Source organism: Shouchella tritolerans (genome assembly GCF_025770735.1).
GTDB classification, from domain to species: domain Bacteria; phylum Bacillota; class Bacilli; order Bacillales; family Bacillaceae_D; genus Shouchella; species Shouchella tritolerans.
On the sequence record NZ_JAODPB010000001.1, the window covers coordinates 433,388 to 445,038 of the forward strand.

General features: G+C 44.8%; 15 protein-coding genes. 8 read left to right on the forward strand and 7 right to left on the reverse strand.

What is annotated here, in order from left to right; genetic code table 11:
* The first annotated feature begins 18 nt into the window (after positions 1 to 18).
* Positions 19 to 1,278 carry a PTS ascorbate transporter subunit IIC gene (locus tag N6H06_RS02060; protein ID WP_263705507.1) on the forward strand — a complete coding sequence of 420 codons (1,260 nt, stop codon included), beginning with the start codon at positions 19 to 21 and terminating at the stop codon, positions 1,276 to 1,278.
* Between the two features lie 38 nt (positions 1,279 to 1,316).
* Positions 1,317 to 2,006 carry a D-allulose 6-phosphate 3-epimerase gene (alsE, locus tag N6H06_RS02065; protein WP_263705508.1) on the forward strand — a complete coding sequence of 230 codons (690 nt, stop codon included), beginning with the start codon at positions 1,317 to 1,319 and terminating at the stop codon, positions 2,004 to 2,006.
* A 78-nt stretch (positions 2,007 to 2,084) separates the two neighbouring features.
* Here the strand turns inward: alsE and N6H06_RS02070 are convergent, their stop codons facing one another.
* The 4 genes from N6H06_RS02070 to N6H06_RS02085 are packed head-to-tail and all read right to left on the reverse strand — an operon-like array spanning position 2,085 to position 5,448.
* Positions 2,085 to 2,828, reverse strand: a complete 744-nt coding sequence (locus N6H06_RS02070) for an ATP-binding cassette domain-containing protein (RefSeq protein ID WP_212954515.1) — start codon at positions 2,826 to 2,828, stop codon at positions 2,085 to 2,087.
* 12 nt (positions 2,829 to 2,840) lie between these two features.
* On the reverse strand, positions 2,841 to 3,608 hold the full coding sequence (locus N6H06_RS02075) for an ABC transporter permease subunit (RefSeq protein WP_263705509.1): 768 nt from the start codon (positions 3,606 to 3,608) through the stop codon (positions 2,841 to 2,843).
* Positions 3,609 to 3,623: 15 nt separating this feature from the next.
* Complete coding sequence (locus N6H06_RS02080) at positions 3,624 to 4,622, reverse strand: aliphatic sulfonate ABC transporter substrate-binding protein (protein ID WP_062745251.1); 999 nt, start codon at positions 4,620 to 4,622, stop codon at positions 3,624 to 3,626.
* Positions 4,615 to 5,448 (reverse strand): VOC family protein, encoded by an 834-nt coding sequence (locus N6H06_RS02085; protein WP_212954513.1) that lies wholly within the window; start codon positions 5,446 to 5,448, stop codon positions 4,615 to 4,617. The genes N6H06_RS02080 and N6H06_RS02085 overlap by 8 nt, the downstream gene beginning before the upstream one ends.
* Before the next feature lie 148 nt (positions 5,449 to 5,596).
* Here N6H06_RS02085 and N6H06_RS02090 point away from each other — a divergent pair, with 148 nt between their 5' ends.
* Entirely contained in the window at positions 5,597 to 5,824 is a 228-nt protein-coding gene (locus N6H06_RS02090; RefSeq protein WP_263705510.1) for a hypothetical protein, read from the forward strand.
* 47 nt (positions 5,825 to 5,871) lie between these two features.
* A complete protein-coding gene (locus tag N6H06_RS02095) occupies positions 5,872 to 6,693 on the forward strand; it encodes an isocitrate lyase/PEP mutase family protein (protein WP_263705511.1) in 822 nt (273 codons plus the stop codon).
* Positions 6,694 to 6,716: 23 nt separating this feature from the next.
* On the opposite strand, the gene N6H06_RS02100 is transcribed toward N6H06_RS02095, so the two are convergent.
* The 3 genes from N6H06_RS02100 to N6H06_RS02110 all read right to left on the reverse strand — a co-directional run bounded on the left by N6H06_RS02100 (position 6,717) and on the right by N6H06_RS02110 (position 8,684).
* Entirely contained in the window at positions 6,717 to 7,355 is a 639-nt protein-coding gene (locus N6H06_RS02100) for an SdpI family protein (protein ID WP_062745257.1), read from the reverse strand.
* Positions 7,352 to 7,624, reverse strand: coding sequence for an autorepressor SdpR family transcription factor (locus N6H06_RS02105; protein ID WP_062745258.1), 273 nt, complete (start codon positions 7,622 to 7,624; stop codon positions 7,352 to 7,354). Before N6H06_RS02105 ends, N6H06_RS02100 begins: the two co-directional genes overlap by 4 nt.
* A 157-nt stretch (positions 7,625 to 7,781) precedes the next feature.
* Positions 7,782 to 8,684, reverse strand: a complete 903-nt coding sequence (locus N6H06_RS02110) for a LysR family transcriptional regulator (protein WP_263705512.1) — start codon at positions 8,682 to 8,684, stop codon at positions 7,782 to 7,784.
* A 119-nt stretch (positions 8,685 to 8,803) separates the two neighbouring features.
* Here N6H06_RS02110 and N6H06_RS02115 point away from each other — a divergent pair, with 119 nt between their 5' ends.
* The 4 genes from N6H06_RS02115 (at position 8,804) to N6H06_RS02130 (ending at position 11,604) form a co-directional block, all read left to right on the forward strand.
* On the forward strand, positions 8,804 to 9,466 hold the full coding sequence (locus tag N6H06_RS02115; protein ID WP_404830323.1) for an O-methyltransferase: 663 nt from the start codon (positions 8,804 to 8,806) through the stop codon (positions 9,464 to 9,466).
* 296 nt (positions 9,467 to 9,762) lie between these two features.
* Positions 9,763 to 10,434 (forward strand): helix-turn-helix transcriptional regulator, encoded by a 672-nt coding sequence (locus N6H06_RS02120; protein ID WP_062745260.1) that lies wholly within the window; start codon positions 9,763 to 9,765, stop codon positions 10,432 to 10,434.
* The gene (locus N6H06_RS02125; protein WP_062745262.1) at positions 10,431 to 10,808 is read left to right on the forward strand and encodes a RidA family protein; all 378 of its coding nucleotides are present in this window, start codon (positions 10,431 to 10,433) and stop codon (positions 10,806 to 10,808) included. Before N6H06_RS02120 ends, N6H06_RS02125 begins: the two co-directional genes overlap by 4 nt.
* A gap of 40 nt (positions 10,809 to 10,848) precedes the next feature.
* Positions 10,849 to 11,604: a 3-oxoacyl-ACP reductase family protein gene (locus N6H06_RS02130; RefSeq protein ID WP_062745263.1), complete on the forward strand. Its 756-nt coding sequence runs from the start codon at positions 10,849 to 10,851 to the stop codon at positions 11,602 to 11,604.
* Positions 11,605 to 11,651 lie beyond the last annotated feature (47 nt).

Below are 11,651 nucleotides of genomic sequence, written 5' to 3' on the forward strand. Positions count from 1 at the left end.
CAGCTAGGAGGGGTTTTCATGTTTGAGCTGATTATGAATGACATTTTAGGGACGCCAGCCATCCTCATTGGCCTGTTCGCCCTAATCGGACTACTGCTACAAAAGAAATCGGCGACAGACACCGTGTCAGGTACATTAAAAACAACGATGGGCTTTCTGTTGCTCGGAGTGGGGGCTGCGGTTGTCTCTGATTCACTTGGCACGTTTCGCTCCATGTTTGAAGCCGCTTTTCAAATTCAAGGCGTTGTGCCAAATACAGATGCGATGGCGGCGATTGCCCAGGAGAATTACGGGACGGAAACCGCTCTGATTATGATCTTTGGCATGGTTGTCAATTTGCTGCTTGCCCGGTTTACGCCGTTTAAATATGTGTTTCTTACTGGCCACCATACACTCTATATGGCGGCGATGCTTGCCGTTGTCCTTGTTACAGGAGGTATGAGCGGCGTGCCTCTAGTCTTGATCGGTTCATTGATTTTAGGGGCAGCGATGGTGATTGCTCCAGCCGTCTTGCAACCGTTTACCCGAAAAATTATCGGAAATGACGACTTGGCTCTTGGACACTTTGGCACATTTGGCTATTTTACAGCTGGTTTGGTTGGCAAACTGGTCGGCAATCCAGAAAAATCGACTGAAACGATTCAAATTCCGAAATCACTAGGTTTTCTCCGCGACACATCTGTGGCTGTCTCTTTAACAATGGCGTTATTGTTTTTTGCGATTACCCCTTTTGCTGGCATTGCCGTCATTGAAGAGTTAAGCGGAGGCACGAATTATGCCGTCTTTATCTTGATTCAAGCGATTACATTTGCGGCAGGCGTCTACATCATCTTAGCTGGTGTGCGCATGGCCATCGGCGAGATTGTCCCAGCCTTTAAAGGCATTGCCGATAAATTTGTAAAAGGGGCGAAACCAGCCCTTGACGCACCCACTGTTTTCCCGTTCGCGCCAAATGCGGTTATTATTGGTTTTCTTTGTAGTTTCGCTGGCGGGATTGCATCCATTTTCTTACTCCCGCTAGTTGGTTTAACGGTCATTGTTCCTGGGCTCGTTCCTCACTTTTTCTGTGGGGCAACCGCTGGTGTTTATGGGAATGCGACAGGAGGATTGCGTGGAGCAGTGGTAGGGTCGTTTGTGAACGGCATTCTAATCTCGTTCTTGCCAGCGCTATTATTGCCAGTGTTAGGTTCACTTGGCCTTGAGAGCACTACGTTTGGCGACACGGATTTCGGCATTATTGGCATTTTACTAGGCTATTTCATTCAGTTGTTTTCGTAAGAGGGGGTTAAAAGAAAGACCAAAAAAGGAGTGGTACGATGAAACCAGCATTTTCTCCCTCACTAATGTGTATGGATGTAACAAAGTTCCGCGAGCAAATTGAAACGTTAAATGGACGTGCTGACTTGTATCATGTCGATGTAATGGACGGCCACTATGTGAAAAACTTAACGTTGTCCCCATTTTTTATTGAACAACTAAGCAAAGTGGCAACCATTCCAATTGATGCCCATTTGATGGCAGAGAAGCCCAATGACTTTTTAGTGGATGCTTGTATCGACGCAGGCGCTTCGATCATTAGCATCCACCCAGAAGTCGTGCATGCAGAACTCTTTCGGACGATCGCCCACATTAAAAAACGCGGCTGCCAAGTAGGCATTGTCCTAAACCCGGCTACACCACTAGCGATCATTGAGCCTTTCGCTCACTTAATCGACAAGCTGACGATTATGACAATTGACCCTGGTTTTGCAGGCCAACCCTTTCTGACAGAAATGGTGGAGAAAATCGCAGACGCAAAACGTTTCCGCGCTGAGCAAGGGCTAGCTTTTACATTAGAAGTCGATGGATCATGCAACGAAAAGACGTTCAAGCAACTTGCGCAAGCAGGCAACGAAACGTTCATCGTCGGTACTTCAGGGCTGTTTGGCCTAGACCGCGACTTATCGACTGCTTGGGAAAAGATGGAGGCGATTTTCCGTAAACAAACAGAAGGGATGTATGTTTAGAGCTGAGCATCTTGCAATTACAATTACTTGAGAAACGAAAGAGGGGGCTGTTCAGATAAAGGAACACCCCCTCATAGACTACTCCTTCTCCAAAATCCGCGAAGTCACTTGCTTTTCAAGTTCAATCAATTGTTTGTTGGTGACATCCCTTGGCCTGCTCAAGGGATTTTTGACATCAAGGGCAATGACGCCTTCTTCAATTAAAATAATGCGGTCAGCAAGTTTAACAGCTTCTCGTACATCATGGGTGACAAGCAAGGCGGTAAACTGGTTTTCCTGCCAAATTGTTTCGATTAAGTCTTGCATCTCTGAGCGAGTCAGCGCGTCAAGGGCACTGAGTGGTTCATCGAGCATGAGCAAATCAGGTTCCCTGATCAAGGCACGTGCTAAAGCGACACGCTGCTGTTGCCCGCCTGACAGCGTGCTCGGCCATTCATTGGCAAAAGCTGATAAACCAACGGCATTGAGGACGGCCTCGCCTTTTTGCTGCCAGTTTCCTTTAAGGCCAAGCCCAACGTTATCGATGACTTTTTTCCAGGGCAGCAAGCGTGAGTCTTGATACATCATAGTGATGCTTGCAAGGGACTTTTTGAATGTTCCTCCATTGAATAAAAGGTCGCCGCTGCTTGGTTGTTCTAAACCAGCGACGAGGCGGAGCAGTGTGCTTTTTCCGCTTCCACTCTTGCCGACAATCGCGACAAATTGCCCTGCTTCAATCGTGAGTGTAATATCCTTTATCACATCTTGATCGCCAAACGTTTTTTGCAATTGTGTGATGCGGATTTCAACGCCGCGCTTTGTCGTTTGTTTTGCTATAGCCATAATCGTTCTCTCCTATTTCCGATAATTCGGATGCCAGCGAAGCGCTTTTTTCTCCCCGAATTGGGCGATAATGTCCGCCAGCTTGCCAAAAAGGGCATAGATGATAATGGTAACGATAATCACTTCTGTTTGCATAAACTGCCGTGCATTCATGGCCAAATAGCCGATGCCGTCGCTTGTGGCAATGGTTTCAGCGACAATTAATGTCAACCACATCACTCCAAGGGCATAGCGAATGCCGACAAAAATGGAAGGCAACGCCCCAGGGAGGTAGACATGGCGGAAAAGCCCCCAGCCTTGTAGCCCATACATTTTCCCCATTTCAATATAGCCTCGATTGACGCTGCGAATGCCATGCAATGTATTAATGTAGATCGGGAACATGACACCTAGGGCAACGAGAAAAATTTTCGACGCTTCCCCGATCCCGAGCCAGACGATCACAAGGGGCAGCAGGGCGAGGTGAGGAATGTTGCGGATCATTTGCACAAACGTATCAACCGTGTAAAAGGACCACGTCGACCAGCCGTTCAAAATGCCAAGCAGGAGCCCGACCGCGCCGCCAATGAGTAAGCCGATGAACGCTCGATATAAACTAATTTGAATATGCTCTAAAAGTGTGCCTGAAACGATCAGCTCATAGAAGGACTCGAGCACCGACGTCGGTGCTGGAAACAAACTAGGAGAGACGATTTCAAGTATCGATATGATTTGCCAGATAACAAGGAACAACAGCGGCAGCATCCAAGGAAGAATTTGTTTTTGAAATGTATTCGTCATGTTGGCACCTACTTGTTATTCAATGTTGTCTGTTGCCCATGCTGCATCAACAGGCATGATTTCGGAAACATCGACTTCGTTCTCGATGAGGCCGATGCGGTAATAATCATCCGCCTGTTTTTGCTGGGCAGCGATGATTTCTTCATCAATATTTTCAACGCCGTAGTCACGGCGATTCACGACAGTATCCAAAATCTCTTTCTCAATTCCAATCATGTTAGAGAGCATTTCCGCAACTTCATCTGGATTCTGATTGGCCCATTGATCGGAACGGTTCGTTTCTTCTAGCAAAATTTGAATCAGTTCTGGCGATTCCTCGGCAAATTGCGGTGTGGAAAAATAGAATGTCCGGTTCGGGTACCCCTCGACATTGTGATCGAGTGTTTTCACGTCAAGGGTATGCTCGACTCCGGCAAAAAATGGATCCCATGAAGCCAGTGCATCGACTTCACCCGTCTCAAGCGCGGAACGGCCTTGTGAGGCATCGCCCATATAATGAAAATCAACATCTTCGGCACTCAGCCCCTCAGCTTCAAGAGCAAGAATCGCCAAATAGTGGTGGTTGCCTCCTTTTAGGGCCGCAATGCTTTTGCCTTTTAAATCCGCTACTGTTTCAATGCCAGAATCAGACTTTACCATGATCCCCACGCCTTGTTCGTGAGGAAGGCTAGCACCGACATAAACGATGTCACGACCTTGGGCTTGTGCAAAAATGCCAGGACCGTCGGCCGCGTTTCCATAATCAATGTTGTTGGTTGACAAGGCCTCCATGACGGCATTCCCTTGGTCAAATTCAATCCATTCAACCGATACATCCAGTCCTTCCTCTTCAATTCGCTCTTCTAAATAGCCACTTTCTTTCAGTACATTTAGCGTATTTCCAGTTTGAAAGCCGACGCGGATTGTTTGTTCAGCGTTTGCTTCTGATGGGGACGTTGACTGGCTTCCGCACGCCGTCAAGATTCCGCCACCTAGTAAAACGAAAGCTAGAGTCGGTATTGTTGATTTACGCATGTGTCTCTCCTCCGTTGAAAACATAATGCCCCCCATGAAGCGTAAACTGTTCCGTACGACCAGAGCCTGTTAACATAAGCTGAAACGGCCGTTCGCCTCGTTGTTCTAAAAACTCTTTCACCGGCCCTTCTCCTTTTGGTTGGGCAAATTTCAAACTCCCTCCAACAAGCTGCAATGTGTAGATGTCGGCGTTTAAGCGTCGATCATAAATCGAGCCTTTGTGTTCTAAGTCAAACCACTCAGCCCATTTAAAAGCGGTTTGCTTTGCATCGTTGACAGCCATTAATAGGCTATCGATTTTCCACTGACCAGCAGAATGAGGGGCAATCACTTGGGCTTCCTTTAATTCGTTTAATCGCTCTTGGTCGGTTTCGTGCCAGTCAATAAAGAAAGGAAGGGGTAATTCTGACCCTTCTTCACCGACGAATAGGAGTGACCATTCCAACAGTTTGCCGTCGGGCCGTTTCCGGCTTAGAGGCACTGGGCCGTTCACGGTTAAGCCTTTTTGTTTGAATGTTTGTGCAAGCTTATTTAAATCCCGAGTGCGCAAACAAATTTTAGCGAAACCTTCAGTAAATTTATCACGTACAATGGTAGAAAAAGGACTGTAGGCTACATCCTGTGCTCCTACTTTGTCAAATAGGGGACGGTCATCAATGCTTAAAAACTCAATATACTCCATGCCGAAATGAAGCAACGTATTGTATGAGCCTCGTTGTTCGTGGCGTCCTCCATAAACCGTGTGAAAGCCTTTATCAATAAAGCGCTCCTTTATCGTGTGTGCATTATCCACATAGTGAATCACATGATCAAAGGCAAGGACCATCTCCTTCACTCCTTCATTTATTTATTAATCCTATTAATTTTATATGATTTATAAATTTAATAAATAAAGTTTAGGGGAAGGTCCTCAATGTGTCAACCACTTTTGTTTTACAGTTTTGCAAAGAACTGTTTAGAAAAAAAGGGTGTTGATGGTACAAGTTGGTGAATACGGAGAAGCGAAACGAGTGTGTGAGAAACAACGTACGGGTAGGTTAAAGGAGGAAACGGGCGCGTCTGTATTAAGAGTGCTTGCCCATCGAAACGAGAAGCCCTTGCCGTTTTTAGTCAACAGCGGTCATTTCATTCTTCTGGCAAACATAGGCTGCAGGCTCGTTTTTCAACGACATCGATTGTTCGATGCCGATGGAATTCTCTAGCATGTACAATAGCAGTGGATATCAAAATAGGAAAAGGGGATCTGTAAATGAAACTACATGCGAAGAAACTAAAAACATTTCGACGTTTACACCAACAACCGTCAACGTTTGTACTCCCTAATGCGTGGGATGCGATGAGCGCAAAAATGTTTGAAGCTGGCGGTTTTAAAGCGATTGGAACAACGAGTGCCGGCATTGCTGCTTCCTTAGGTTACCCCGATGGCCAACATCTGCCTCGCGCTAAAATGGTTGATGCTGTAAGGAATATCGCCAATTCAGTAGCGATTCCCGTTAGTGCCGATATTGAAGCAGGATACGGGCAATCCGTTGCCAAGATTGTGCAAACCGTAAAAGCAGTCGCAGCGGCTGGGGCAGTCGGCATTAACATTGAAGATGGAACAGGCGACCCTAGTAAACCTGTCTTCTCCATTTCCGAACAAACAGAAAAAATCGCGGCCATTAAAGCCAACCATACGTCGCTATTTGTGAATGCCCGTACAGACATCTATTGGCTAAATATCGGCGATCCTTTATCCCGTTTCCAGGAAGCTACAAAGCGTGCAAAAGCTTACCAAGAAGCAGGCGCAGATTGCCTGTTTATTCCTGGGCTTACGGACAGGGGAGAAATACAAAAAATGAGGGCGGCCATTTCTTGCCCGATCAATTTGTTGGTTGATCCGGAAATGCCCTCCCTCACGGAGTTGTCTGCAATAGGAATTGAAAGGCTAAGTTGCGGCTCTGCCCCATTTCGGGCAACCGCTACATTGCTTGCTGCCATTTGCGAACAGATCGTCAACGACCAAACGTTTTCCCATTTGACCAAGGATGTGCTTTCCTATAGCAGCATAACGAAAATCATGAGTCAGTAGACGAGCTGATTGCTTTCAAGCGCCTAATGGCCGACGATTCGTTTATGAAGAATGTACGAGTAAGCCATCGGTACGCCTACGAGTACAACAATCAGTCCAACGGACAAAACCGCACTGACGCTTCTCGGCAAAAACGGTTCGATGATAAGAAGCAAGCCCCCGCCTATAAACAGGCGGCCGCCAAGACGGTGTGTTTTTCGCCAAACCTCGTCATTGCTGATGGTCCACGGAGTTTTTATGCCAACAAACCAGTTAGGCTTAATCGTCTGCATGTAGTTTCCTAGAATAATAAAGAGGATTCCTATTGCAACGGGCACGACGCGATTGATTGAAACGGGGGCGCCTATGCCTGTGAGGACCGTCACAATGCTAATGGCGAGAGAAAGGGCGATGAGCACGTTGCACATAATCGAATAGGTCCGTGTAAATTTGTTGTAGTTGTCTTTTTTCGGGTCTAGGCGGGGCAAGAATAGCAACATCGCATAAATGGCAATCAAGATTCCATTAAGAAGCAAGAAGGCAGAGAACGTTGGAGCATAGCGGTCCACTTCTCCATTCACTCCCCAATGTACTGGCATTTCTGCAGGCAAGTGTTTATAAGCAAAAAGCCATACAAGCAGAGAAATCGTGATCGCTAAAAGCGGAAAGAGATGTTTTTTCATGATTGTTTTCCTCCTTTTTCAAAAAAGCCCATTGTCCAGGACAGCAGTTCCTGAAATACGGTTAAGTTGAGCGAGTAATAGACGAACTGACCTTTTTTCTCGTCCTGGACGAGATGAGCGGCCTTTAACAGTTTTAAATGCTGGGAAATGCTTGGCTTTGACATTTGAAAATGGTTCGCAATCTCGCCAGCGGTTAAATCTTGTTCTTTAAGCAAATCAAGGATTTTTCGCCTCGTTGGATCGGCTAACGCTTTAAATGCTTCGTGCATCAGGAGCCTCCTTTCAAACACGATACATTTAAGTAATTAAGAAATTACTTAAATACTTAACTAATGTAAGCATACAGGAATACCGTCTAATTTTCAAGTGCCCTGTTGGCAAGCTGGAAGAAGAAACGTTAATTAAACGTTTGTTTAATGGACAAGATCACTTGCCGTACTTGAAACGAGTTTGTTTACAATGGGAAATAAACCGTTGGACGAGTTCATTTTGCCGCTCCTGTTTTCTCGTGCAGATGGCAATGTTGTTGATGATGTGGACATGTTCGACATAGACGCGCGCTAAATCGCCCCGTTTAATATGTTCCTTCGCTACTAAAGAGGAAACGAAATTGACGCCAAAACCAGCCATAACAGCAGAAAGGGCTTCGTTCAATCCACTGAATTGCAAAGCAATCGTTGGCGGTTTTACTTGGTTGGCCTGGCATAATGCAAATAATTGCGCCCTTGTCGAGCTGCCTTTTTCCCGCATGACAAATGGCTCAACGACCACTTCCGCCAACGTAACTCGTTGATTGGCCAATCGATGGGAGGGAGCGGCCACAAACCAAAGCTCATCTTCTAACCATTTATCCCAAACAAATTCTTCCACACGTTTGTCGATGCTGCCTGCATACATCGCTACATCCACTTTGTAACGGGCCAGTTTTTCAAATGCCTGTTGGGAATTGACCGTTTCAATTTGCAAATCGATTGTAGGATGCTGTACTTTGAATGCTCCTGCTAACTGTGGCAATAAGAAGTTTGCAGGAAGATAAGTGGCAGCGACATGAATGTGCCCCGCGCCTACATCGCGAAATTCTTGAACAAATGCTTCAATATGGGCTTCAACCGCGAATAACGTTTCCGCTTTGTCAGCAAGCTGTTTTCCAAATGGCGTAGGCACAATCCCCCTGCCGTCCTTTTGCAGCAAAGGCATGTCTAATTCGGCTTCAAACGCTTTTAGTTGGCTAGAAACAGCTGGCTGGCTAATGTGCAAAGCTTGTGCTGCTTTGGTGATGGTTCCTGTGCGCACCACCGTATAAAACAACCGAAGTCCATGAAGATTCATTCCGTCACCCCCAATATATAAACCATTGTTATAGATACCTAAAAAAGATCGATTATTTTTATAGTTATGTCGAGTATACACTAGAATTGTAAGCAAAATAACGAAAAGGGGTTGGGAATGTGGAAAAGCAAACTTGGCAGTTCGTTGATTCGTATATGACGGAACGTTTGCGGATAGGGGATGAAGGTCTGGACGCAGCTTTAGCGAATAACCGCCAAAAGGGGTTGCCAGCTATTGATGTTTCGCCAACACAGGGGAAGCTTTTGACGCTGTTAGCAAGAATGAAAGGGGCCAAGCGCGTTCTTGAAATTGGTACGCTCGGCGGCTACAGCACGATTTGCTTGGCGCAAGGGCTGTCAGACACGGGAAAAATCGTTACGTTGGAATATGAACCAAAACATGCTGCTTGTGCAAAGGAGAACATTGCTTTTGCCGGATATGCCGATCAGGTCGATATCATGGTGGGCCCCGCTCTTGAAAGCTTGCCTATCCTTCACCAGCAGCAGCAATCGTTTGACTTCATTTTTATCGATGCCGATAAGCCTAACAATCCCCATTACTTAAAGTGGGCATTGAAATTGGCTGTTCCAGGCGCTGTCCTGATTGCTGATAACGTCATTCGCGACGGGGAAGTATTAAACGGCCATAGCACGGATCCACGTGTCCAAGGCATCCGCACATTTGTAGAATTATTGGAGCAAGAGGAACGGATTGAGGCGACTGCGATCCAGACAGTAGGCGAAAAAGGCTATGATGGCTTTATTTTAGGGATCGTTCACTAATATAAAACACACGATGAAGAGAGGGCGACACCAATTTTAGGCAAGGGGAAGCGGGCTTCAAAAAAGAGCCTGCTTTTTTCGTGCATTTTTCAGTTAACCGCAAAGGTGATCCATTGATTTGGATGACACTAGTATGACTAATGTTGTGGGGGTAAGGGTTTCTGAATGATTTGACTTAAATGAAAGATTGTGGAAAGAGATGAAATAAAAAGTTTGAGCGCTCCCAAAAAAAGTGTTTGACATACTTAAAAAAATTTTTTAGTATATCTAATATAAAGTTAGTAGGAGGATAGGTTGTGGAAAGGATCGAAGATGAGTTGCCTTTTCTGACTTCACTAATGAAAGGCATTGCCAATCAATTTGGCGACTCATGTGAAGTTGTTCTTCTGGATCTTATTCAGTACGAGGAATATGGAAGCGGTTTAATTGTACACATTGAAAATGGCCATGTGACCGGAAGAAAAGTGGGCGACAGTGGAACAAACATAGGACTAGAGGTATTAAGGGGGAGTGTCGTTGAAGGAGACAAGTACAATTATTTAACGAAAACGAAGAGTGGTCGAATGCTTAAATCGACAACCATGTATTTTCGCAATATGGAAAAGGTACCAATCGGCTGTATTTGTATTAATGTTGATATTACCGATTTAATGATGTCTGAATCAGCCATTCATCAATTTATTGAATTAGAAGGCTTGCGAACAGATGTAAATGAGGTTTTTGTTAACAATGTGAATGATGTGTTGGATGTGTTGATTCAAGAAGCTCAAGACCACGTGGGCAAGCCTGTTGCTTTAATGGGCAAGGACGACAAGATAAAAGGGGTGGAATACTTAGATAAAAAAGGCGCGTTTCTGATAAAGAAATCAGGCGATAAAATTTGTGAATACTATGCAATTTCGAAGTTCACTCTTTATAACTATTTAGATACAATTCGAGCTGCTGAAAAGAAAGGGAGATTAGGATGAAAGAAGAAATTAAAACAGCCTTAGCACCGATGCCTGGAGGGCATTTTTCTCAAGGAATTAAAGTCAATAACAGAATATACGTAGCAGGGCAAGTTCCGATAAATGCAGAGACAGGCAAAATGCCAAATACAATTGAGGAGCAAACAAGGCAAGCATTAATAAATATTAAACATGTACTGGCTGCGGCTGGCGCAAGCTTAGAGCATGTCGTTAAGGTGAATACCTATTTAACCGATTTGGATGACTTCGATAAATACAACGAAGTTTACAAAGAGTTTTTTAAGGAGCCGCTGCCAGTAAGAACAACTTGTGGCTGCCAATTAAAAGGCATTCCGATTGAAATTGACGCAATTGCCGAATTGGATGATGAATAATCTTATTTGGCTTTCAAAAATCAAACGGCGGTGATAGAAGATGAAATTAGAAGGAAAGGTAGCTATTATCACGGGAGCTGGACCGGGAAATGGAATAGGCAGAGAAATCGCCCGTGCTTTTTCGAAGGAAGGGGCAACATTATCGCTTCATTACTTAGCAAGGAATGAGCAAGTAAAAGAGGCCTTTTTTGAAGAAGTAAAGGATTATGGATCGGATGTTTGTGTAGTTGAGGGGGATATTTCCAAAGAAGAAACAGCAAGAAGCTTAATCACAAAAACGCTAGATAAATATGGGAAAATTGACATTTTAATAAATAATGCCGGAATTTCTACACCGGCATTATTAAAAGATATGTCCGTATCCAATTGGGATCGGATGATCGAAGTCAATTTAAGAAGTGTGTTCTTAACAACGAGATTGGCGATTCCTTCCATGATTGCCCAACGTTTTGGGAGAGTCATTAATATTTCCTCACAAGTAGGACAAAAGGGAAGCATAGAGCATTGCCATTATGCGGCTGCAAAAGCAGGGGTGATTGGCTTTACGAAATCACTCGCCATGGAAGTAGGGCCATATGGGATTACAGCAAATTGTATTGCTCCTGGTCCGATTGAAACTCAGTTAATGAGTGAGGTGAGCGAAGAATGGAGAAATAAGAAGTTGAAAGAGTTGGTCATTCCAAGGTTTGGCAAAGCAAATGAAGTTGCGCCTACAGCAGTATTTTTAGCTAGTCCTGATGGCAACCTTTATACCGGACAAACATTAGGACCGAATTGTGGCGATGTGATGCTTTAAATATGCTTCAACCAAAAAATGTATACGTTTACAAAATCCGATTTTTT